Here is a 21,353-nt window from a genome sequence, read left to right on the forward strand (position 1 = left end):
CTTTCGTCTGCGGCTCATCCTCGGGCAGCACTTACTTTTGACGCGAAAGAATCCTGGCGTCAAGGGTCATGCAAACATCTTTCCGATGCGACTCCTGCGCCATAGAGTGGACATCATTACTTCCGACACGAAAGAAAACATCGAGGAGCCCGCCCTCATGACCACACTTGACGCCAGTTGGCTGCCGCTGAGTCCCGGGGAACGTGCGGTGGCGATCGAGGTGCTCGTGCACGGTCCGCTGTCGCGCGCCGAACTCGCCCGTCGGCTGAACCTCTCGGCGGGCAGCCTCACCCGGCTGACCAAGCCGCTGATCGAATCGGGTCTACTGGTCGAGCAGACCACCGAGGGCACCGCACCGGCGGAGGTGCGGCAGGGGCGACCCTCGCAGCCGCTGGACATGGTCGCCGAGTCCCGGTTCTTCATCGGCTTCAAGATCACCGAGGACACGGTCTACGGGGTTGTCACCACGCTCCGCAGCGACATCATGGCCCGCGCCGAGCGGCCGCTCACCACGCACGAGCCCGCGTTGGTCGCCGATCTGCTGCGCGAGATGACGGAGGAGTTCACCCGAGCCCATCCCCGGCCGGCCGGGATCGGCATCGGAGTGGGGGCCGGTGTCCGGGACCGCTCGGTCGTCATCCAGTCACCTTTTCTCGGCTGGGACGAGGTGCCGCTGGCCGAACTGGTCGAGGAGCAGACGGGGCTGCCGGTGGTCGTGGAGAACGACGTGGTGGCGCTGGTCGAGGCCGAGTGCTGGTTCGGCGCGGGCCGCGGTCTCGATCGGTTCGCGGTGCTCACCATCGGGGCGGGGCTGGGTTACGGACTGGTCAGCGGCGGCAGGCGGGTGATCTCTTCCGAGGACGGCCTGAGCCTCGGCCGGGGACGGCACTGGATGGTCAATCCCCACGGCCCGCTCACCCCGTACGGAGAACGCGGCAGCGCCGTCTCCCTGCTGACCATCCCCAGCATCCGCTACCAGCTCCAGGCCGCCACCGGCCGGGAGATGACGTACGCGGAGATCCTCGGCCTCGCCGCCGATGGCGAGCCCATGGCCGCCCGGGTCGTGGACGAGGCGGCCCGGGCGCTGGGCACCATCGTGTCCCAGATCGCCAACTTCGCGATGCCCCAGAAGATTCTGCTGGCCGGCGAGGGAGTGGGCCTGCTCGACGTGGCCGGGGCGGCGGTGGAAGAGGCCATCCTCGCCAACCGCCATCCCCAGGCCGACAAGGTCAACCTCGAGACCAAGGTTTCCGACTTCCACGACTGGGCCCGCGGGGCCGCCGTCCTGGCCATCCAGGTGCTGGTCCTGGGCTCGGCGGAGGCATGACGCACGCAAAGGCATCGGAGGAGACAGTCAATGGGAGAGCCCGGCCAGCCGCGGCAAAGCCCGCTTCGCGAGCTCCTCATACGCACTGTGCCCTCTTCAGCCGGGACGCGCCGTCTCACACCCCGTAACCTCCATCGACGTCGAGCATCTGACCGGAGATGAACCCGGCTCGGTCGGAGGCCAGGAAGCACACGGCCTCGGCGATGTCGCTCGCGGATCCGAACCGCCGCAGGGGGATGTTGCCGCGGGTGACCTCCAGGGCCCGTTCGTCCAGGTCGCCCGAACCGATCAGCCGGGCGGCCATTCCGTCGAGCAGCATTCCGGGGCCCACGCAGTTGGCACGCACCCCGAACCGGCCCTCCTCCGCCGCGAATCCCCGTACCAGCGCTTCGACGGCCCCCTTCGGCCCGGCGGAAAGGCCGTCCCGGACCGGGAATCGACGGGTGGCGGCCGTGGTGACCGCGACGATGCCGCCCCTGGTCGCGCGCAGCCGAGGCAGGGCCGGCTGCACCAGGTTGAAGAAGGCGATCGCGTCCGCCTCGATCTGCTGCCGGAACCGGTCCGGCGTCACCCGGCTCAGATGCACCATGGGCACATGCGGACCAGCCGCGTAGACGAGCGTGTGGATGCCGTCGAAGCGGTCCGCGACCTCGTCCAGAAAGCGCGCCGTCGCGTCGGCGTCCGACAGGTCCAGCGGCCGGGCGGCCGCTCGGACGCCCGTCGCCTCGGCCTCCGCGGCCAGGGCAGCCCCGGCCTCGGCGTTCTTCCGGTACGTCAGTGCCACATGGCTGCCGCGCCCGGCCAGCATGCGGGTGATGGCGGCTCCGATGCCCCCAGTGGCACCAGCGATCACGGCCGCACCCGGTCGGCCGTCGAAGTCCCGCATCCGAATCTCCTGTCTCTTGTCGCCCTGCACGGCCTGCACGGCCTGCTCGACAGCGACACGGAAAGCGCACCCGCAAAGCCGAAGCGCGCCACCGCGAAGCGCACGGGCACGGCCAAGGCCAAGGAGACGACGGCCAAGGCGAAGAAGACGACGGCCACGCCCCGGACTCGCACATCGCGCACATCCAGGGCAGACGGCTGACCCGTGCGCGTGCGGCCGGAGGTCTCAGTCACCCACCCTGGCCCGCGACGGTCCATCCGTCCACGACGAACTCGCCTCCGTTGATGTACGAGGAACGGTCGGAGGCCAGAAAGAGCACCAGCTCCGCCACTTCCCGCGGTTCCCCGGACCGGTCATCGCGTGCCATAGACCGGCTGTGATATTTCCGAGGCGGCGAGCAGTCCCAGCGCCGCCTCGCCCGCCTCCGCCGGACTCCACCGGTCCCCTTTGTCGGCGGTCGGTCCGGGCCGCCAGCCCTCCATGACGGTGATCCGGCCGCCCTCCACCTCGAAGACGCGTCCGGTGACCCCTGTGGAGGCGGCTGAGCCCAGCCAGACGACCAGCGGGGAGACGTTCTCCGGGGCCATCGCGTCGAATCCGCCCTCGCCCGGCGCCGCCATCGTCTCGGCGAAGGTGTGCTCGGTCATGCGGGTGCGCGCGGCCGGGGCGATGGCGTTGATCTGGACGCCGTACCGGCCCATCTCGGCGGCGGCGACGAGCGTGAGGCCGATGATTCCGGCCTTCGCGGCGGAGTAGTTGCCCTGACCGACACTGCCGAGCAGCCCGGCGCCCGAGCTGGTGTTGACGACCCGCGCCTGGGGCGTCCGGTTGCCCTTCGCCTCGGCGCGCCAGTGTGCGGCGGCGTGTTTGAGCGGCAGGAAGTGGCCCTTGAGGTGGACCCGCATGACGGCATCCCAGTCGTCCTCGTCCAGATTGACGAGCATCCGGTCGCGGAGGAACCCGGCGTTGTTGACCAGGGTGTCGAACCGCCCGAATGCCTCCAGGGCTGTCGTGATCAACGAGGCGGCGCCGTCGGTGGTCGCGATGTCGCCGCCATGCGCGACCGCCTCGCCGCCCAGGGCCCTGATCTCGTCCACGACCCGCTGGGCCGGACCGTCCGTTTCCGCGGCCCCGTCCAGTCCCACCCCGAGATCGTTGACCACCACCTTCGCTCCCTCGGCGGCGAGGGCGAGCGCGTGCGCCCGGCCCAGTCCGCGGCCGGCCCCGGTGACGACGGCGACGCGTCCGGAGCAGATTCCGGTCATCTTCAAGTCTCCTTGTTGGCAGTGGCGGCGTCGAGGAAGGCGGGGCGTTCCCCGCCGCCGTGGACGAGCAGGCTCGCGCCGGAGATGTACGCGGCGCGGTCCGAGGCGAGGAAGACGCAGGCGTCACCGACCTCGGAGGGCTCCGCGAGCCGCCCGAGCGGCACGGTGCGGCCGACGGCGGCCACTCCCGCCTCGTCTCCGTAGTGCAGAGGGGAGAGTTCGGTGCGGACCATGCCGAGGACGAGCGTGTTGATCCGTATCGTCGGTGCCCACTCCACGGCCATGGAGCGGGCGAGGCTCTCCAGTCCCGCTTTGGCGGCGCCGTAGGCGGCGGTGCCCGGGGAGGGGCGGGTGCCGCTGACGCTGCCGATCATGGTGATCGAACCGCCTGCCGCCTGGCGGCTCATCACCTCGTACGCGGCGAGGGAAGCGGTCAGCGGGGCGAGCAGGTTCAGCTCGATCACCCGAGCGTGCCGCTTCGGCCCGCCGTTGCCCAGTGTCCGGAACGGCGTGCCCCCGGCGTTGTTGACGAGGCTGTCCAGCCGTCCGTGATCGGCGGCCACCCGGGCGAGGAGTTCTCTCACGGCTTCCGGATCGCGCAGGTCGACGGGGAGGAATCGGGCCGTGCGGCCATCCGCCTCCACCGTCGTCTCCGGGGTTCTGCGCGCGCAGACCACGACCTCGGCGCCCGCTTCGAGGAAGGCCCGCGCGATCCCCGCACCCACACCCCGGGTGCCGCCGGTCACCACGGCGACCCGGCCCGACAGGTCGCAAGCCACGCTCACCATGAACCTCCCGCTGGATGCGATCCACTGCTACCGTACCTAACAAATGCTTGGTAGAAAGGTAGCTGATGCGCTCATGGGTGTCTCCACCTCCGAGACGGAAAAGGGCGTCGCCGTTATCACCGTCGACTTTCCGCCCGTCAACGCGCTGCCCGTGCGGGGCTGGTACGACCTGGCCGACGCGATACGCGTGACGGGCCAGGACCCTGACGTGCGGTGCGTCGTCCTCACCGCCGCCGGACGCGGTTTCAACGCGGGCGTCGACATCAAGGAAATGCAGCGCGACGACGGCCACGGTGCCCTGATCGGAGCGAACCGCGGCTGCTTCGAGGCGTTCGCCGCGGTGTACGAATGCGAAGTCCCGGTCGTCGCGGCCGTACAGGGCTTCTGCCTCGGTGGCGGCATCGGACTGGCGGGCAACTCCGACGCGATCGTGGCGAGCGAGGACGCGGTCTTCGGGTTGCCGGAACTGGACCGGGGCGCGCTGGGGGCCGCGACCCATCTGGCCCGGCTGGTCCCCCAGCATCTGATGCGCGCCCTCTACTACACCTCGCGCACCGCCACCGCCGAGGAGCTTCATCGGCACGGCTCGGTGTGGAAGGTCGTCCCGCGCGCGGAATTGCAGGGCGCGGCCATGGGGCTGGCCCGCGAGATCGCCGCCAAGGACGGATCTCTGCTGCGGCTGGCCAAAGCCGCCATCAACGGCATCGACCCCGTGGACGTCCGGCGCAGCTACCGCTTCGAGCAGGGGTTCACCTTCGAGGCGAACCTCAGCGGGGTCGCCGACCGGGTCCGCGCCGCCTTCGGCACGGACAAGGACAGAGGCGAGGAGGGGCAGCCATGAGCAGGAACAAGACCATGACCGCCGATGAGGTCGTCGCCCGTTTGGAGAGCGGCATGACGATCGGCATCGGCGGCTGGGGATCGCGGCGCAAACCCATGGCCCTCATACGGGCCCTCCTGCGCTCGGACATCACCGATCTGACCGTCGTCTCCTACGGCGGCCCGGACGTCGGCCTCTTGGCCGCGGCCGGGAAAATCCGCAAGCTGGTCGCGGCGTTCGTCACCCTCGACTCCATACCCCTCGAACCGCACTTCCGCGCCGCCCGGGAGCGCGGCGCGTTCGAGATGACGGAGCTGGACGAGGCGATGTTCATGTGGGGGCTGACCGCGGCCGGGCACCGTCTGCCGTTCATGCCGATCCGGGCGGGCCTCGGCTCGGACGTGATGAAGGTCAACCCGCAGTTGCGCACGGTGCGCTCCCCATACGACGACGGCGAGGAACTCGTCGCCGTCCCGGCACTGCGCCTGGATGCCGCGCTCGTGCACCTCAACCGGGCCGACGCACACGGCAACGGCCAGTACCTCGGGCCCGATCCCTACTTCGACGACCTGTTCTGCGAGGCCGCGGACCAGGCGTACCTCTCCTGCGAACGCATCGTGGACAGCGCGGAGTTGCGAGCGGAACACGGCCCGCAGACCCTGCTGGTAAGCCGGGCGTTCGTCAACGGAGTGGTCGAGGCCCCGGGCGGTGCGCACTTCACCTCATGCGTCCCCGACTACGACCGCGACGAGGTCTTCCAGCGCGCGTACGCGCAGGCCGCCGCCGATCCCGAGGCGTGGCGACGGTTCACCGAGCAGTTCCTCTCGGGAGACGAAAACGCCTATCAGGCCGCCGTCGCGGCGTTCGCCAGGGAGACCACATGAGCGAGAGCGCGACTCGGGCCGAATGCTGTGTGGTGGCCTGTGCCGAGGCGTGGCGCGGCGATGGGGAGATCCTGGCGAGCCCGATGGGCACCGTGCCCACGATCGGCGCGCGGCTGGCGAAGCTCACCTTCTCCCCCGACCTGCTGCTGACCGATGGTGAGGCGCTGCTGATCGGCGACGTCCCGGCGGTGGGGAGCGGTTCCCAGGTGACCGAGGGCTGGCTGCCGTACCGCCGGCACCTGGCGATGGTCGCCGGTGGGCGGCGCCACGTCATGATGGGCGCCAGCCAGCTCGACGCCTACGGCAACCAGAACATCTCGTGCGTCGGCGACTGGGCAAAGCCACGACGGCAGCTCCTCGGCGTACGCGGGGCCCCCGTCAACACGCTCAACAACCCGACGAGTTACTGGGTTCCCCGGCACTCGCCACGCGTCTTCGTCGAGCGAGTGGACATGGTCTCGGGGGTCGGCTACGACCGGGCGGCGGCCGCCGAGCCCGTGACGACGCGCTTCCACGAGATCCGCCGTGTCATCACCGATCTGGCGGTCCTGGACTTCGCCACGCCCGACCGCTCCCTGCGGCTGTGCTCCGTGCATCCCGGAGTCACGGTGGACCAGGTGCGGGAGGCCACCGGTTTCCCGCTGACCGTCCCGGGGGAGCCGGAGGAGGTGCCGCACACCCGTATGCCGTCGGCGGAGGAACTGCGCCTGATCCGGGAGGTCCTCGACCCGAAGGGGCTGCGCGACCGCGAGGTGAGGGCATGAACGGTGTCACGATCGCGACGCCGCTGACGAAGCTGGTCGGGGTCCGCCATCCCATCGTCCAGACGGGCATGGGCTGGGTGGCCGGGCCCCGACTCGTCTCGGCCACGGCGAACGCCGGAGCGCTGGGCATCCTCGCCTCGGCGACGATGACACCGGATCAGCTGCGGGCGGCGGTCCGCGAGGTCAGATCTCGCACGAACGCGCCTTTCGGGGTCAATCTGCGGGCGGACGCGGGGGACGCGGCCGAGCGGGTACGGATCATCGTGGAGGAGGGCGTGCGGGTCGCCTCGTTCGCCCTCGCCCCCTCCCGCGAGCTGATCGCCCGGCTCAAGGACGCCGGAGTCATCGTGATCCCATCCATCGGCGCGCGCCGGCACGCGGAGAAGGTCGCCGCCTGGGGCGCGGACGCGGTGGTCGTCCAGGGCGGCGAGGGCGGCGGCCACACCGGCAACGTCGCCACCACCGTGCTGCTGCCCCAGGTCGTGGACGCCGTGGACATCCCCGTCATCGCCGCGGGAGGCTTCTTCGACGGCCGTGGCCTGGTCGCGGCGCTCGCCTACGGGGCGGCGGGGGTGGCGATGGGCACCCGATTCCTGCTGACGTCGGACAGCACCGTCCCGCGCGTGGTGCAGGCCCGCTATCTCCAAGCCTCGGTCCAGGACGTCACGGTCACCACGAAAGTGGACGGGCTCCCCCACCGGATGCTGCGCAGCGAACTGGTCGACACCCTGGAACGTTCCGGCCGGACGGCCGCGCTGCTGCGCGCCGTACGCCACGCCGCGTCCTTCAGGAAGCTGTCCGGCCTGAGCTGGGCACGGATGGTCCGTGACGGTCTGGCCATGAAGCATGGCAAGGAGCTCACCTGGAGTCAGGTCCTGCTGGCCGCCAACACTCCGATGCTGCTGCGGGCCTCCATGGTCGACGGCCGCACGGACCTCGGAGTGATGGCGTCGGGACAGGTCGCGGGCCTCATCGAGGACCTGCCGTCGTGCGCCGAGTTGGTCGAGGGGATCATGGCTGAGGCGCGTACCGCCCTCGAGCGTCTGCCCCAGGTCACCTGAGCGCCCTCCGTACCAGCCGATCCGCGCGCCGCCGCCGACCCGGGTGATCGGGTCCGCGGCGGCAGGTGGGTGGTGTGCGTCAGAGCCGTTCGATGATGGTGACGTTGGCCTGGCCACCGCCCTCGCACATGGTCTGCAGACCGAACCGGCCTCCGGTGCGCTCCAGTTCGTGCAGCAGCGTCGTCGTCAGCTTGGTGCCGGTCGCGCCGAGCGGGTGGCCGAGGGCGATGGCGCCGCCGTTGGCGTTGACCTTCTCCGGGTCCGCGCCGGTTTCCTTCAGCCACGCCAGCACGACGGGTGCGAACGCCTCGTTGATCTCCACCAGGTCGATGTCGTCGAGTGACATCCCGGACTTCTTCAGGGCGTAGGCCGTGGCCGGGATGGGGGCGGACAGCATCCGGATCGGGTCCTCGCCGCGCACCGACAGATGGTGGACGCGGGCGCGCGGTGTCAGGCCGTGCTCGGCGACCGCCCGCTCGGAGGCGACGAGCAGCGCGGAGGCGCCGTCGGAGACCTGCGAGGAGACAGCGGCGGTCAGCCGGCCGCCCTCGACGACCGGTGCCAGAGAAGCCATCTTCTCCAGTGAGGTGCCCCGGCGCGGCCCCTCATCGGTCGTCACCTCCCCGTACGGGACGAGCTCGCGGTCGAAGCGGCCCTCGTCGATGGCCCGTATCGCGCGCTGGTGGGAGCGCAGCGCGAACTCCTCCATCGCCTCCCGGCTGATGCCCCACTTCTCGGCGATCAGTTCCGCTCCGTAGAACTGGTTGACGGGCCGGTCGCCGTAGCGGGCCCGCCACCCCTCGGAGCCCGCGTACGGGCCGTCGTCGAGGCCGAGCGGTTCGGTGGCCCGGCGGCTGGCGAAGGCGATGGGGATCATCGACATGTTCTGCACCCCGCCCGCGACCACCAGGTCCTGAGTACCGGAGAGCACGCCCTGCGCGGCGAAGTGCAGGGCCTGCTGGGAGGAGCCGCACTGGCGGTCCACCGTGGTCCCGGGTACTTCTTCCGGCAGCCCGGCGGCCAGCCAGCAGGTGCGCGCGATGTCCCCGGCCTGCGGGCCCACGGTGTCCAGGCAGCCGAAGACGACGTCCTCGACGGCGGCGGGATCGGCGCCGGAGCGCTCCATCAGCGCCTTCAGCACATGGGCGCCGAGGTCGGCGGGGTGCACGGCGGACAGAGCGCCGTCGCGTTTGCCGACCGGGGTGCGTACTGCTTCGACGATGAATGCCTCGGGCATGGCTGCTGCTCCTTCGCGAGGTCTCTATGTCTGTACGGCGATCCCGTCCAGCACCATCGACAGGTACTGGCGGGCGATTTCCTCGGGGCTGTGCTGTCCGCCGGGCCGGTACCAGGACGCGGCGACCCAGACGGTGTCCCTTACGAAGCGGTAGGTGAGCCGGGCGTCCAGGTCGGCACGGAAGGCGTGGGCCGCGACGCCGCGTTCCAACGTCCCCAGCCACGCCTTCTCGAATTTCTCCTGCGCTGCGGCGAGGTAGGTGAAGCGGGGTTGCGCGGACAGTTGTCGGGATTCCTTCTGGTAGATCGCCACGGCGGCGCGATGCCGGTCGATCTCCCGGAAGGACTCGGTGACCAGGGCCTCGATGGTCGCCCGGGGGGCGAGATCCGCTTCAAGCACGGCGTCGTATCCGGCCCACAGCTCGTCCAGGAAGCCGGACAGGATCTCGTCGAGCATCGACTCCTTGGAGTCGAAGTGGTAGTAGAGGCTGCCCGCGAGCATTCCCGCGGCGTCCGCGATCTGCCGCACGGTTGTCGCGCTGTAGCCCTGCTCGGCGAAGACCTCCGCCGCGACCGCGAGCAGCTCGGCACGCCGCGCGGGCGACGGGCTCATCGCGGGCTTCTTCTTGCCGGTCCCCGGCACGCTGGTTTTCCTTGTGTTCGGCACCCTGCCATTGTCGTCTCACGCCCGCTGGCTGCTGACCGAGACGATCTCGCCGGTCATGTACGAGGAGTAGTCGCCGGCCAGGAAAACGATCACGTTGGCGACCTCCCAGGGCTCGGCATAGCGGCCGAACGCCTCGCGCTCGGTGAGCTCCGCCAGCAATTCGGCCGTGGTCACCTTCACCAGATGCGGGTGCATCGCCAGGCTCGGGGCGACCGCGTTGACCCGCACGCCGTAGTCGGCCGCCTCCACGGCGGCGCAGCGGGTCAGCGCCATGACTCCGGCTTTGGCGGCGGCGTAGTGGGCCTGCCCGGCCTGCGCGCGCCAGCCGACCACCGAGGCGTTGTTGACGATCACACCCCCGGCGCCCGCCGCCTTCATGCGGCGCAGTGCGGCGCGGGTGCAGCGGAAGGTGCCGTTCAGGGTGACGTCGAGGACCGTGTCCCACTGCTCGTCGGTCATCTCGGTGAGCTGGGCAGTGCCGCCGAGCCCGGCGTTGTTGACCACGATGTCGAGGCGCCCGTGCCGCTCCTCGGCGAGGTCGAGCAGGTCCGTGATCTGCCGCTCGTCGGTGACATCGCAGGGCAGGCCCGCGACCCGGTCGACGCCGAACTCCTCGGACAACGCGTCGCACGTCTCCTTCAGCCGGCGCGCGTGGGCGTCACCGATGACGATGCGGGCGCCCTCGTCGAGAAATCTCCGTGCGGTGGCCCCACCGATCCCGGCGCCCGCGGCCGCGGTGATCACGGCGGTACGGCCGTCGAGGAGGGCATGGCCGGGGACATACGGGGGCGGGCCGACTGCAGTCATACATGGGCCTCCTCGAACCTCGACGGCGCTTATGGCCGTACGGTAATCTACCAAACACTTGTTAGAAATGGAGTGGGCGACGCGCATCGCCGGCATGCCACGCCTGGGGCCGGCGCTGACCAAACGCGCCGTCAACCAGGCCGAGGACCTTCAGGGCCTGCACACCGGGCTGGACCCGGTCTTCGGACTGCACCATCTCGCCCACGCGCACAACGCGCAGACCGCCCCCGACGCGCCGGGCGGCATGGACATCCGCGCGATGAAGGAGGCCGGCACCTGATGGATCTCGACTTCAGCGCCGCCGAGAACGCCTTCCGGGCCGAGGCCCGCGCCTGGCTCACCGCACATGTGCCCACCTCTCGCCCGCCCTCCCTGGAGACCGCGGAGGGGTTCGCCGCCCACCGGGAGTGGGAGCGCGCCCTCTTCGCGGACCGGTGGTCGGTCGTCTCCTGGCCCGAGGAATACGGCGGCCGGGGTGCCTCACTCCTCCAATGGCTGATCTTCGAGGAGGAGTACTACGCGGCGGACGCACCCGGCCGGGTCAGCCAGAACGGCATCAACCTCCTCGCCCCCACCCTCTTCGAGCACGGCACACCGGAGCAGCGCGCCCGTGTCCTGCCGCCCATGGCGAGTGGCGAGGTCATCTGGGCTCAGGCCTGGTCCGAGCCGGAGGCGGGCTCCGACCTCGCTCGCCTGCGCTCCACGGCACAGCGCACCGAGGGCGGCTGGCGCCTGAGCGGTCAGAAGACCTGGTCATCCCGGGCCGCCTTCGCCGACCGCGCCTTTGGCCTCTTCCGCAGTGATCCGGCGGCGGACAAGCCGCACCGGGGGCTGACGTATCTGATGTTCCCCCTGGACGCGCCGGGCGTGACGGTGCGGCCCATAGGACGCCTCGACGGCAAGCCCGCCTTCGCCGAACTCTTCCTGGACGATGTCTTCGTGCCCGACGAGGACGTCATCGGAGCGCCGGGTGAGGGCTGGCGCGTGGCGATGAGCACCGCGGGCAGCGAGCGCGGGCTGACCCTGCGCAGCCCCGGCCGCTTCACGGCCGCCGCGGACCGGTTGGTGCGGCTGTGGCGCGATGAGGCCGATCCGGCGGACACGGCCCTGCGCGACCGGGTGGCCGACGCGATGATCGGTGCCCGCGCGTATGAACTCTTCGCCTACGCGAGCGTCTCGCGGATCGCGGCCGGAGAGTCGATCGGCGCGGAGTCCAGTCTCAACAAGATCTTCTGGTCGGAGCTGGACATCGCGCTCCACGAGACCGCCCTCGACCTGCTCGGCCCCTACGGGGAACTCGCCGATGACGCCGCGGACGCGCCGGCACACGGTGGCTGGGCAGAGGGCTATACCTTCTCCCTCGCGGGCCCCATCTACGCCGGCACCAACGAGATCCAGCGCGACATCATCGCCGAGCGGCTGCTCGGCCTGCCGAAAGGACGCCGGTAATGCGGTTCCTCCTCGACACCGAGCAGCGTGCGTTCGCGAAGACCCTGGACGGCATGCTCGGCTCGTCGGACACACCGAGCACGATACGGTCCTGGGCGGCCGGGGACCCGGGCCCCGGCCGCACCCTGTGGAGCCGGCTCGCCGAGGCGGGAGTCTTCGGCCTCGCCGTACCGGAGCGGCACGAGGGCCTGGGCCTGCTGCCTGTCGAACTGAGCGTCGCCTTCACCGAACTGGGCCGCCACGCCGTACCGGGCCCGCTGGTCGAAACCGTCGCGGCGGCGGCCCTCCTCGACCGGCTCGGCGACCGCGCCCCTGCCGAGACGTGGCTGCCGCGGATCGCCGCCGGCGCGGCGCTCGTATCCCTGTGCGCGCCCGATGCCGGGAGCCCTTACGCCCTCGACGCGGACACGGCCGACGCCGTGTTCGTCGTCGAGGACGACACCGTATGGCTGGCAGCGGGGTGCGGCCCGCTACAGCGTTCCTCCGATCCGGCCCGCCGATTGTTCCGCCCGACGGGCGCAACGGTCCTCGTCGAGGGGCCCACGGTGCGGGCAGCGACCTCGTACGCCACGGATGTGGCGGCCCTGACAACGGCCGCCCAGGCCCTGGGGCTCGGCCGCGCGCTGCTGGACCATACCGTCGCGTACGCCGCACAGCGCACTCAGTTCGGAGTCGCCATCGGCTCGTTCCAGGCCGTGAAGCACCGTCTGGCGGACGTTCTCCTCGCGCTGGAGTTCGCCCAGCCTCTGGTCCACTCCGCCGCCCTGGCCCTGGGCTCGGACGCCCCGTCCGCCCGCCGGGAGTGCGCGGCGGCGAAAGTGACCGCGGGCGAGGCGGCCTACGCCGCCTCGCGCACAGCCCTTCAGGTGCACGGCGCGCTCGGCTACACCGAGGAGCTGGATCTGTCCCTGTGGATCCGCAAAGCCCGCGCCCTCCGTGATGCCTGGGGGACTCCGGCGGCGTGCCGATCCCTCGTCCTGGCTCCATGAGCCCCGATGGATCGATGACGTCCGGCTCGATCCCCTCGGACGCGAGAATCCCGGCCGTCTCGAGGGCGCGGGATGGGCCCGTCTTCCGGGCTCCGGGTCATGCCGAATGTACGGACCCCAGGACGTCGGCCGTGTGCTGGCCCAGCAGTGGCGCGGCGGCCGACGGCTGGAGGAGGCGTCCTGCCGCTTCCAGGGGCAGGCCCGCGTACTCGTGTGTCCCTGCCTCCGGATGTGTCAGGGCGGCGAACCACCCGCGATGCCTGAGCTGTGGGTCCTCGAACAGGTCCCGGCCGTTTTGCACGGGCGCGGCGGGGACACCGGCCCGCTGGAGACGCGTGGCCAGGCGCGTCTTGTCGTGTTCGCGCGTCGCCTCCGACAGGCGCCGCTCTATCTCCTCCGCCTTGGCCTTCCGCGCCGTCGTTTCCGCCAGCGACGGGTCGCGGGCCCAGTCGGTCCAGCCCAGTTCCGAGCACAGCGCGGACCACTGGTCCGCCGTGTGCACAGCGATAGCGATCCACTGGTCCTCGCCCTCGCAACGGAACGCGTCGTGAGGGAAGGCGGTGGGGATCGCGTTGCCCCGCAGCACCGGGTCAGCCCCCGTGGAGAGGGAATCCAGGATGATGTCGCCGATCCAGGACATGGCCGCTTCGCGCTGAGCGACCTCGACGTACTGCGCTTGCTGTGTGCGGTCCCGGTGCGCCAACGCGGTGACGGCGGCCGCCGCGCCCGCCAACCCGCCCATGGGATCGAGATACGCGGAGCCTGACCCCAGCGGTCCGGATTCCTCGTCGTATCCGATCAGTGCGGTGATACCGGCCATCGCCTCCATCGTCTGTCCGTAGGCACGGTGGTGCCGGAGCGGCCCTGTGGTGCCGAAGCCCGACATCTCGACCATGACGACGGAGGGGTTGATCTCGCGGAGTGTGTCGAAGCCGAGCCCCAGGCGTCTCATGGTGTCCGGGGTGAAGTTGGTGACCACCAGATCACTCTCCCGGCACAGGTCATGGGCCTGTCGGCGGCCGATGTCCGTCTTCAGGTCCAGCAGCACCGACTTCTTGTCCAGGTTCTGGGCGTTGAACCACGCGTTGCGGTTGTACGGGCGGTCACCGGGCTCGCCGTTCGGGTAGAACTCGGTGGCGGTGGGGGCGTCGGCGGGGCCTCGCCAGGCGTCCATCCTGGAGGCGCTTTCCACCTTGAGAACCTCCGCGCCCAGCAGGGCGAGAATACGGGTGGCGAGTGGCCCCGACCAGGCCGTGGTGAAGTCCACTACGCGCGTACCCCGCAAAGGCCGCTCGTCGGGTTCCGCCGTCCCGCCCGGATGCCGGTCGAGCGTGGGGAGGGCGGCCGGTACGCCGCCGCTGGTGCCGTGTGCGGTTCCCGGCTCATAGCTCGCGGGCCGCCACAGCGGGCCCAGCACGAGGTGCTTTCGGCCCTGGAATTCGGCGTGCCGCCAGAAGTCCCTGCTCAACAGCTGCGGGTCGGTTCTGAGCTCGGTCGGGGTGCGGACCGGGGACATGACCAGCCGGTGGTCCAGTGCTGCTTGGAGGAGGGCTTCTCGGCTACGGCCTCGTGCCCGCTCCTGGATCCGCGCGAAAGCTGACGGGATGTCTCGCATGAAGTCGGGCCATGAGGAGAACAGCGGTGAATCCACCAGATCGTCGGCGCCCACGGCGGTGAGCAACTCGCTCAGCCGACCCTCCATGGCGAAGGCGGTCATCCAACCGTCCGCACAGCGGATGCGGCCCTTGGGCCGGTTCAGCTCGCCTCGCTGTGCGATCGTCGCGCTGTAAGCCCATTGGATGGCGAAGTTCTGCTCCATCGCCGCCGCCGCCTCATGCACCGCGACCCGCACGATCTCCCCCGCGGCTCCGACGGCCGGACGAGCGAGCAGCCTCGCCGCGAGTGACACATAGAGGAAGAGACCGGCCGCGATGTACGCGCGGTTGCCCGTGCCGTAGAGCGGTGGGCGCCCGGCCAGGCCCGTGTAGTGCATGGATCCGGACAATGCCTGGTGGATGAGTTCCGATCCGTGCCAGTCGCGGTAGGGACCCTGGTCGGCGAAGTCGGTGGCGACCGCGACCAGTGCGTGCGGGGCCAGGCCGGCGGCGATCGCGGCTTCGCCGTGGTCGGACACCACCACGACGTCGACGTCCCGCGCGCACTGTCCCAGGGCGCTCTCCCAGCCGTCCGTGGGACAGGGCTGGACCGACTTGGTGTGGTTGAGATGCACATCCATGGCCGAGGACGCGCCGACGAGTGTCGACGGGCGGCGCAGCAGGGTGACGGCTGCCCCGTGGTCGGCGAGCAGTCGGGCGGCGAATTGACCTGCGATGGTGTCCGACACGTCCATGACGCGCACTCCCCGGAAGGGAAGGCGGTCTGCCGGCCCGCGCCGGCCTGCGTCGGCTGGACCATCCGTGGGAAAGTCGACCTTCACGGTCGGTGTCTCCGTTCTGGTGGGCGGCGGGTGGGGGCACCGTGCCGCCGGCTTGGCGCCTGTCGTCCTACTTGCCGACGAACACAGCGGGCCGCTTCTCCAGGAATGCCCGTGCGGCTTCGGCGGCGTCCTGGGTCTCGGCACAGCGGGAGTGCCTGACCGCCTCGTTGTCCAACGCCTGCGCAAAGCCGACGTACTCGCTCTCAACGAGGTTCTGCTTCATCAGGCGCAGGGCCACCGGTGCGGAGGCCGCCAGTTCCTCGGCTACGGCGCGGACGCGTTCCAGGAGCTGTTCAGCCGGCCAGACCTTCGAGACCAGCCCGATACGAAGCGCCTCCTGGGCGTCGAACGGCTCGGACAGCAGGTACTTCTCCCGCGCCCGTCCGATCCCGATGATCCGCGGCAGGGTCCAGGTCCCGCCGAAGTCGCCGGACAGCCCGGCGCCCCGGAAGGCGGCGTTGAAGCGGGCTCGGTCCGCGGCGAACCGCAGGTCGGTCGCGCAGGCCCAGGACAGTCCGGCCCCCGCGCAGGCACCGTTGATCGCGGAGATGGTCACCGCCGGCATCGAGTGCAGGAGCGCGGCCGTCTCCATGTAGCCGCGCAGTTGGGCGGCGGCGGAGGCGCCACGAAGGGATCCGGTGACCGCGCCCCCCGGGCCCTCGGCGAGGTCTCCGCCCGCGCAGAAACCCCGGCCCGCTCCGGTGAGGATCACGACCTTGACTGCCGGGTTCTCCGCGAGTGCGGAGAACACCTTGTGGGCCTGTTCCAGCAGGTCACCCGTCATCGTGTTCAGCTTCTCGGGACGGTTGAGCGTCACCAGGGCGACCCCGGTGCTGTCGATGTCGCTGGTCACCAAAGTGGGCACCATCATCTCCTCGTCGGTCTTCGTCAGGGTTCTCACCGTGTCCGTGCGCGCCCTTCCCGGAACGAGCCGGCGGCCGATACGGAGGCCGCCGCCGCGGGGGTGTGGGCGATGGGTGTGCTCGCTTTGGTGCCTCGTCCGCTGAGCTGGGCGATCGTCATGACCAACAGAGGGGTCAGGATGGCGATGTAGGCGTTGTCGATGCCGAAGGGGTCGCCCGCCAGATACCAGCCGACGACGGCGGGCAAGGACAGGCAGAGGGAGACCAGGGCACCCTGCCGGGAGCCGTACGACGGTCGGAAGAACATCAGGACGACGAAGACGGCCAGGGAGGCCCGGAGTGCCTTGGCGAGGAACGTCACGCCGAGCACATCCGACGCGAACAGCGCCGCCGCCACCGGGATCAGCCCGCAGCCGAGGGTGGCGAGCCGGGCGAATCGCACGGCCTTCTTCTCGTCGCCCGAGGTATTGAAGTACGGCTGGTAGAAGTCCTTCAGCAGCAGCGTGGAGGAGCCGATCGTCAGGGCGGATATGAGGCCGAACACTGACGCGATCAGTCCGGTGACCGCAACGCCCTGAAGAAACGGGCTGAGGTCGACGACCATGGACGGAAGTGCCTGGAGGCTGTCGATGTCGGGGTGCACCACGGCCGCGCAGACACCGATGAACGCCGCGAGGACGCCGTAAGGGATCAGGACGAGGCTGGTGTACAGGCCGGCGTTCCTCGCCTTGCCCTCGTCGTCGACCGCGGTCATCGCCTGCACCACGTATTGGGTCGCGAACATGGCGCCGCCGCCGGCGACGAGCCAGGCGCCCATCTGATTCCAGCCGACTCCGTCCCAGTCGAGCATCCGCGACGGCAAAGAGACCTGGATGCCTTCGTAGCCCCCCGCGGCGAAGTACGCGGACACCGCGACGACAACGATCCCTACCACTTTGACGATGACGTTGATCAGGTTGGTGTAGATGACGGAGCGCATACCGCCGATCACCACGTAGACGCTCGACAGCACACCAACGATCACGACGGCCCAGCCGGCGTCGATCCCGAGCAGCGTCGAGATCATCGCTCCGCCGCTCACATAGGCCGCGGTGGCCACCAGCAGGAGTGACGCGATCATGGTCACCGAAGCCGCTCGCCGCACGCCCGCTCCGTATGCCCGTTCCAGGGCGCCGGAGATGGTCACCTCGTCGAGTTGCTTGAATCGCTTCGCGAACAGCACGGCGAAGACGATGAACCCGATTCCCAGAGCGCCGAGGTTCCAGGCAGCGGAGATACCGTCAGCGTAGGCTCCCTGGGCCGTCCCGATACTGGCCGAGGTGCCCACGACTTCGGAGGCCATGAACAGACCGATCACCGCTGCGGGGAAGACCCGGCCACCGCGGACGAAGCCTTCCGACGTCGCGCCGGCCTTACGGGCGATGACGCTCACCGCTGCGATGACGATGATGTAGGCCACCACCATCAGGGCGACTATCTGGAAAGACGACACTGTTTCTCCTTCTGTTCAGCGGGACCCGGCGAGGTGGTCCTTGACATGAGCCCCCCACAGGACGCTGTTGACCAGTCCGGTTCCGTCGGCGGTGGCGAGCATCTCCGCGTCGTCGCGGAAGGCGGCGACTCCGGTGCTGGTGTCCAGTCCATGTCCGGCGCACATGGACAGCAGTTCCGTACACGCCCGCACAGCGGTGGTGCAGGCATGTGCCTTGGCTCCACTGGCCAGTGCGGCGGCAGAGGGGTGCCCGGTCTCGAGGGCGGTGGCGGCGTGGTAGGCGAGCAACCGCGCGCCCAGCAGCTCAGCCGCGATACCCCCCACTCGATGGGTGGTCAGGTCCAGGTCGGCGACCCGTGAGCCGCGAGCGGTGCGGGTCGTCAGATGCTGTGTCGTCCTGGCCAGTGCCTCGAAGGCCACTGCCACGGCTTGGACGGCGACCAATACGCGCGCCACCCCGAAGCCCGCTTTCGCTCCTGCCGCGCCGTCTTCGGCGAGAATCCGCCAGCGCTCCACCTCCACCCCGTGGAACTCGAGCGAGCCGAAGGTGAGATGGCACAAGCCGTGGGTCCGGAGAGGACGCCGCTCCACACCCGGGGCCGCCAGGTCGACGAGCACCCGTACGGAACGGCCCTGCTCGTCCGCCGCCAGGACGACGGCGGTGTCCGCCGTCATCGCATGGGTGACCCAGTCCTTGCGCCCGGTGAGGACGAGCCCCCCTCGGCCCGGAGCCACCGTGGTGGCGGGGTTCTTGATGCTGCTGCCACCGCGCGGCTCGGTAACCGCCACAGCCCCGATGCTGGTCCCCTCGAGCAGGCCGGGCAGCACTCGTTGTTTCGCCTCAGGGCTGCCGGCGGCGGTGATGAACCGCTGGACGCTGTGGTTGGAGAGGAAAGGCACGGCACTCGCGATTCCCTCGGTCAGCGACGCGAACTGACCGAGGGCGAGGCCGGCTCCATTCGCTTCCTTCGGGATCGTCGACCCCAGGTACCCCGTCGACCTCAGCTTGCCGAAGATCTCCAGCAACTGATCGCGCGACCATGGTGTGGTGTCCGGATACGTCCTGCGGATCGTGGTGGCGACGGCCCGTCCCGTATCCACCCACTGGCTGTCCCGGCCCGGGACGTCAGGCTCAAGCTCCATTGCGCGGCTCCGTTCTTCCGGCTTCTCAGAACTGCAGGGACTGCCGGTGGAGGAACTCCTCAATGCCCGCGGGACCCAGTTCGCGCCCGTACCCGGAGTTCTTCACTCCGCCGAAGGGTGCGGCGGGGTTGAAGGCGCCACCGTTGATGTCGACTTGTCCGGTGTGGATACGGCGCGCGACGGCGCGGGCACGTTCGGCGTCGGCCGACCACACCGCGCCGCCGAGCCCGAAACGGGAATTGTTGGCGATGGCGACCGCCTCTTCCTCCTCGCCGTAGCCGATGATGGCGAGCACGGGGCCGAAGATCTCCTCCTGGGCGAGGAAGGAGTCGGGGTCCACGTCGGTGAAGATCGTGGGCCGCACGTAGTAACCCGACGTCAGCGCGTCGCCGGCCGGCCGCTCGGGTCCCCCGGCGATGAGCTTCGCGCCGTCGGCCAGGCCGGTCTCGATCGCGCGGATCACACTGTCGCGCTGTCGCGCACTGGCCAGCGGGCCGATCCTGGTCCGCTCATCCGCCGGGTCGCCCGGGGCATAACGCGTGGCCGCGGCAGTGGCGATCTCCTCTGCCGAGGAGAGCAGCTCGTGGGGCACCAGCATGCGGGTCAGGGCGTTGCAGCTCTGCCCCGAGTTGAGGAAGCAGTTGGCGACGCCGACCTTGACGGCCGTAGCGAGGTCGGCGTCGTCGAGGATGACGTTGGCCGATTTGCCACCGAGCTCCAGTGTGACGCGCTTCAGGGTCAGCGCGGCCTGCTGGGCGACAGCGCGCCCGGTCGCCTCTGAACCGGTGAACGACACCGCATCGATCCCAGGGTGCTCCACGATGGCCTGGCCCACCTCGGGTCCGGCTCCGTTGACGACGTTGAGTACCCCGTCGGGAAGACCTGCCTCTTGCATGATCCGCGCCAGGAGCAATGCGCTCAGGGGAGCGACCTCGCTCGGCTTGAGGACCACCGTGCATCCGGCGGCGATCGCCGGAACGATTTTGCTGACCACCTGGTGGACGGGATAGTTCCAGGGCGTGATGGCCCCCACGACACCAACCGGCACCGCGTAGACACGAGAGTTGCCGAGCTCGGTCTCGAATTCCATCGACCGCAGCGCACGAGCGGTCTCCCGGACGTCGTGCACCGGCAGTGTCGCGTGCAGTTGGCGGGCCAGCTTGATGGGGGCACCCAGTTCCTCGGCCACCGTCCGCGCGATCAGCTCCCGCCGGTCCTCCAGGAGATCGGCCAGGTCGTCCAGCACCTGGGCGCGCTCCTCGATGGTCCGGGTCGACCACGAGGAGAACGCGCCGCGGGCAGCGACGGCGGCCCGGTGGACGTGCGCCGCGTCTCCCGCGGGAACCGAGGCGATCACCTGCTCGGTGGCCGGGTTCTCCACGAGGATCGGCGGTCGTTCACCCTCCTCGTGCTCCCACTCCCCGGCGATGAAGTGTGCGGTCCACTGATGATCCATGCATCCCTCCGGTTGCCACATGACGCGTCGCTTTGAACGCCCGCCGCACAGTAGGGCCTATACGAGCGTTTAGGCAATAGCTTCTCGCCAAAAGCCCTAAACGATCGTTCAGGAGGTAGGTGCGCAACCGCTTCGAGAGTGGCAGGGGATGCCCCGCATCGCCCCCTCCCCCGGGCAAACCACGAGGGATCAGGAGCCCGCACTGCCGGGGGGAGGCCCGGCAATGCGTCTGCTACTGTGTCGGCACGCCTGAGTGCCCCGTCCGGTGGACCGGGAAAATCACCGGTCGCAGGGGTACGGGTCGGCTATCACGCGGAAAGGCGGACGCCCCTCGGCGTCAGCGGGAAAAGTCTTTCAGGAGGAGACCGAATCAGCCTGGCCGCCCGCCAGCGACAAGGCCAGGAATCCATAACGGTCTGCGATCTCTTCCGGCGAAAGTTCCCCGGCGCTCTTGTACCAGTTGGCAACAGCAGTACACATCGTGACCACGGCTCGACTGGCTTCCCTGGGCCACGGGGTCAGAAAGGCACCGGCTGCGACGCCTTGGGCCACCACGGAGTCGAACATGCGCTGCAGCTTGTCACGCTGAGCGATGTTGAGGCGTCGGTTGTCCGGTTCGAGGCTGCGAATCTCGCTGTTCACGAGGAAGCTCGACATCACGTCTGACGCATTCCACAGCACATGGGAGCGCGCAGCCGCGAACAGCTGCGCGGCAGGATCGTCTCCGGCCGCCTCGATGGCCGCCCGGGTAACCTCGATCGACTGCTCCATGAAGCGGCCGATGATGTCCATCAGCAGCTCTTGCTTGGAAGCGTAGTAGTGATACATGGCCGCAGGCGTAGTGCCGGACGCCTTGGCGATGTCACGCACAGAGGTGCCATCGTATCCGTGACGATAAAAACAGGTCAAAGCCGCTTGAAATATAACTTCCTGACCAACGCTGTAACGCGGTGCGGAACTCTGACCTTGGGGCACTAATTTTACTCCTCAAATATCCTGGGCAGGTCAGCCATATAAAT

General features: G+C 69.7%; 20 protein-coding genes and 1 pseudogene. 8 read left to right on the top strand and 13 right to left on the bottom strand.

The genetic code is table 11. The annotated features are described in order from the left end of the window. Positions 1-157: 157 nt before the first annotated feature. Entirely contained in the window at positions 158-1,327 is a 1,170-nt protein-coding gene (locus J5X86_RS35555) for an ROK family transcriptional regulator (protein WP_208520791.1), read from the top strand. Positions 1,328-1,442: 115 nt separating this feature from the next. Here the strand turns inward: J5X86_RS35555 and J5X86_RS35560 are convergent, their stop codons facing one another. The 4 genes from J5X86_RS35560 to J5X86_RS35575 all read right to left on the bottom strand — a co-directional run bounded on the left by J5X86_RS35560 (position 1,443) and on the right by J5X86_RS35575 (position 4,266). Continuing rightward, positions 1,443-2,213 carry an SDR family NAD(P)-dependent oxidoreductase gene (locus tag J5X86_RS35560; RefSeq protein ID WP_208520792.1) on the bottom strand — a complete coding sequence of 257 codons (771 nt, stop codon included), beginning with the start codon at positions 2,211-2,213 and terminating at the stop codon, positions 1,443-1,445. 229 nt (positions 2,214-2,442) lie between these two features. Next, the gene (locus J5X86_RS35565; protein WP_208520793.1) at positions 2,443-2,580 is read right to left on the bottom strand and encodes an SDR family oxidoreductase; all 138 of its coding nucleotides are present in this window, start codon (positions 2,578-2,580) and stop codon (positions 2,443-2,445) included. Then, positions 2,567-3,478, bottom strand: a complete 912-nt coding sequence (locus J5X86_RS35570; RefSeq protein WP_208520794.1) for an SDR family oxidoreductase — start codon at positions 3,476-3,478, stop codon at positions 2,567-2,569. Before J5X86_RS35570 ends, J5X86_RS35565 begins: the two co-directional genes overlap by 14 nt. A gap of 2 nt (positions 3,479-3,480) precedes the next feature. Beyond that, positions 3,481-4,266 carry an SDR family oxidoreductase gene (locus J5X86_RS35575; protein WP_243982305.1) on the bottom strand — a complete coding sequence of 262 codons (786 nt, stop codon included), beginning with the start codon at positions 4,264-4,266 and terminating at the stop codon, positions 3,481-3,483. Between the two features lie 73 nt (positions 4,267-4,339). On the opposite strand from J5X86_RS35575, the gene J5X86_RS35580 reads away from it, so the two are divergent. From J5X86_RS35580 to J5X86_RS35595, 4 genes are read left to right on the top strand one after another with little or no spacing between them, the layout of a single operon-like run. Then, positions 4,340-5,107, top strand: coding sequence for an enoyl-CoA hydratase family protein (locus tag J5X86_RS35580; RefSeq protein ID WP_208520795.1), 768 nt, complete (start codon positions 4,340-4,342; stop codon positions 5,105-5,107). Continuing rightward, complete coding sequence (locus J5X86_RS35585; RefSeq protein WP_208520796.1) at positions 5,104-5,970, top strand: CoA transferase subunit A; 867 nt, start codon at positions 5,104-5,106, stop codon at positions 5,968-5,970. Before J5X86_RS35580 ends, J5X86_RS35585 begins: the two co-directional genes overlap by 4 nt. Continuing rightward, the gene (locus J5X86_RS35590) at positions 5,967-6,734 is read left to right on the top strand and encodes a CoA-transferase subunit beta (protein ID WP_208520797.1); all 768 of its coding nucleotides are present in this window, start codon (positions 5,967-5,969) and stop codon (positions 6,732-6,734) included. The genes J5X86_RS35585 and J5X86_RS35590 overlap by 4 nt, the downstream gene beginning before the upstream one ends. Then, the gene (locus J5X86_RS35595; RefSeq protein WP_208520798.1) at positions 6,731-7,795 is read left to right on the top strand and encodes a nitronate monooxygenase family protein; all 1,065 of its coding nucleotides are present in this window, start codon (positions 6,731-6,733) and stop codon (positions 7,793-7,795) included. Before J5X86_RS35590 ends, J5X86_RS35595 begins: the two co-directional genes overlap by 4 nt. A gap of 79 nt (positions 7,796-7,874) precedes the next feature. On the opposite strand, the gene J5X86_RS35600 is transcribed toward J5X86_RS35595, so the two are convergent. From J5X86_RS35600 to J5X86_RS35610, 3 genes are all read right to left on the bottom strand, one after another. Then, positions 7,875-9,032, bottom strand: coding sequence for an acetyl-CoA C-acetyltransferase (locus J5X86_RS35600; protein ID WP_208520799.1), 1,158 nt, complete (start codon positions 9,030-9,032; stop codon positions 7,875-7,877). Positions 9,033-9,056: 24 nt separating this feature from the next. Then, positions 9,057-9,644, bottom strand: a complete 588-nt coding sequence (locus J5X86_RS35605) for a TetR/AcrR family transcriptional regulator (RefSeq protein WP_078647886.1) — start codon at positions 9,642-9,644, stop codon at positions 9,057-9,059. A gap of 69 nt (positions 9,645-9,713) precedes the next feature. Next, positions 9,714-10,505, bottom strand: coding sequence for an SDR family oxidoreductase (locus J5X86_RS35610; RefSeq protein WP_208520800.1), 792 nt, complete (start codon positions 10,503-10,505; stop codon positions 9,714-9,716). A 70-nt stretch (positions 10,506-10,575) separates the two neighbouring features. On the opposite strand from J5X86_RS35610, the pseudogene J5X86_RS35615 reads away from it, so the two are divergent. From J5X86_RS35615 to J5X86_RS35625, 3 genes and pseudogenes are all read left to right on the top strand, one after another. Beyond that, positions 10,576-10,785: pseudogene (locus J5X86_RS35615) on the top strand (enoyl-CoA hydratase); the annotation flags it as partial. Continuing rightward, positions 10,785-11,954, top strand: a complete 1,170-nt coding sequence (locus J5X86_RS35620) for an acyl-CoA dehydrogenase family protein (RefSeq protein ID WP_208520801.1) — start codon at positions 10,785-10,787, stop codon at positions 11,952-11,954. The pseudogene J5X86_RS35615 and the gene J5X86_RS35620, both read left to right, overlap by 1 nt. Continuing rightward, entirely contained in the window at positions 11,954-12,943 is a 990-nt protein-coding gene (locus J5X86_RS35625; protein ID WP_208520802.1) for an acyl-CoA dehydrogenase family protein, read from the top strand. The genes J5X86_RS35620 and J5X86_RS35625 overlap by 1 nt, the downstream gene beginning before the upstream one ends. A gap of 97 nt (positions 12,944-13,040) precedes the next feature. On the opposite strand, the gene J5X86_RS35630 is transcribed toward J5X86_RS35625, so the two are convergent. From J5X86_RS35630 to J5X86_RS35655, 6 genes are all read right to left on the bottom strand, one after another. Further along, positions 13,041-15,524, bottom strand: coding sequence for a CoA transferase (locus J5X86_RS35630; RefSeq protein ID WP_308124817.1), 2,484 nt, complete (start codon positions 15,522-15,524; stop codon positions 13,041-13,043). Then, entirely contained in the window at positions 15,448-16,281 is an 834-nt protein-coding gene (locus tag J5X86_RS35635) for an enoyl-CoA hydratase/isomerase family protein (protein ID WP_208520804.1), read from the bottom strand. The genes J5X86_RS35630 and J5X86_RS35635 overlap by 77 nt, the downstream gene beginning before the upstream one ends. Beyond that, positions 16,278-17,735, bottom strand: a complete 1,458-nt coding sequence (locus J5X86_RS35640) for a sodium:solute symporter family protein (protein WP_208520805.1) — start codon at positions 17,733-17,735, stop codon at positions 16,278-16,280. The genes J5X86_RS35635 and J5X86_RS35640 overlap by 4 nt, the downstream gene beginning before the upstream one ends. A gap of 15 nt (positions 17,736-17,750) precedes the next feature. Then, the gene (locus tag J5X86_RS35645; RefSeq protein ID WP_208520806.1) at positions 17,751-18,878 is read right to left on the bottom strand and encodes an acyl-CoA dehydrogenase family protein; all 1,128 of its coding nucleotides are present in this window, start codon (positions 18,876-18,878) and stop codon (positions 17,751-17,753) included. A gap of 25 nt (positions 18,879-18,903) precedes the next feature. Further along, a complete protein-coding gene (locus J5X86_RS35650) occupies positions 18,904-20,334 on the bottom strand; it encodes an aldehyde dehydrogenase family protein (protein ID WP_208520807.1) in 1,431 nt (476 codons plus the stop codon). 354 nt (positions 20,335-20,688) lie between these two features. Continuing rightward, positions 20,689-21,309 (bottom strand): TetR family transcriptional regulator, encoded by a 621-nt coding sequence (locus tag J5X86_RS35655; RefSeq protein ID WP_208520808.1) that lies wholly within the window; start codon positions 21,307-21,309, stop codon positions 20,689-20,691. Between the last annotated feature and the right edge of the window lie 44 nt (positions 21,310-21,353).

The sequence above is a fragment of the Streptomyces sp. NEAU-YJ-81 genome, from assembly GCF_017592595.1.
In the GTDB taxonomy this organism is placed as follows: domain Bacteria; phylum Actinomycetota; class Actinomycetes; order Streptomycetales; family Streptomycetaceae; genus Streptomyces; species Streptomyces hygroscopicus_B.

Excerpts from the sequence above, each read along its gene's own strand:
- J5X86_RS35555 (WP_208520791.1), top strand. The coding sequence starts at position 158 with ATGACCACACTTGACGCCAGTTGGCTGCCGCTGAGTCCCGGGGAACGT.
- J5X86_RS35560 (WP_208520792.1), bottom strand. The coding sequence starts at position 2,213 with ATGCGGGACTTCGACGGCCGACCGGGTGCGGCCGTGATCGCTGGTGCC.
- J5X86_RS35565 (WP_208520793.1), bottom strand. The coding sequence starts at position 2,580 with ATGGCACGCGATGACCGGTCCGGGGAACCGCGGGAAGTGGCGGAGCTG.
- J5X86_RS35570 (WP_208520794.1), bottom strand. The coding sequence starts at position 3,478 with ATGACCGGAATCTGCTCCGGACGCGTCGCCGTCGTCACCGGGGCCGGC.
- J5X86_RS35575 (WP_243982305.1), bottom strand. The coding sequence starts at position 4,266 with ATGGTGAGCGTGGCTTGCGACCTGTCGGGCCGGGTCGCCGTGGTGACC.
- J5X86_RS35580 (WP_208520795.1), top strand. The coding sequence starts at position 4,340 with ATGGGTGTCTCCACCTCCGAGACGGAAAAGGGCGTCGCCGTTATCACC.
- J5X86_RS35585 (WP_208520796.1), top strand. The coding sequence starts at position 5,104 with ATGAGCAGGAACAAGACCATGACCGCCGATGAGGTCGTCGCCCGTTTG.
- J5X86_RS35590 (WP_208520797.1), top strand. The coding sequence starts at position 5,967 with ATGAGCGAGAGCGCGACTCGGGCCGAATGCTGTGTGGTGGCCTGTGCC.
- J5X86_RS35595 (WP_208520798.1), top strand. The coding sequence starts at position 6,731 with ATGAACGGTGTCACGATCGCGACGCCGCTGACGAAGCTGGTCGGGGTC.
- J5X86_RS35600 (WP_208520799.1), bottom strand. The coding sequence starts at position 9,032 with ATGCCCGAGGCATTCATCGTCGAAGCAGTACGCACCCCGGTCGGCAAA.
- J5X86_RS35605 (WP_078647886.1), bottom strand. The coding sequence starts at position 9,644 with ATGAGCCCGTCGCCCGCGCGGCGTGCCGAGCTGCTCGCGGTCGCGGCG.
- J5X86_RS35610 (WP_208520800.1), bottom strand. The coding sequence starts at position 10,505 with ATGACTGCAGTCGGCCCGCCCCCGTATGTCCCCGGCCATGCCCTCCTC.
- J5X86_RS35620 (WP_208520801.1), top strand. The coding sequence starts at position 10,785 with ATGGATCTCGACTTCAGCGCCGCCGAGAACGCCTTCCGGGCCGAGGCC.
- J5X86_RS35625 (WP_208520802.1), top strand. The coding sequence starts at position 11,954 with ATGCGGTTCCTCCTCGACACCGAGCAGCGTGCGTTCGCGAAGACCCTG.
- J5X86_RS35645 (WP_208520806.1), bottom strand. The coding sequence starts at position 18,878 with ATGGAGCTTGAGCCTGACGTCCCGGGCCGGGACAGCCAGTGGGTGGAT.
- J5X86_RS35650 (WP_208520807.1), bottom strand. The coding sequence starts at position 20,334 with ATGGATCATCAGTGGACCGCACACTTCATCGCCGGGGAGTGGGAGCAC.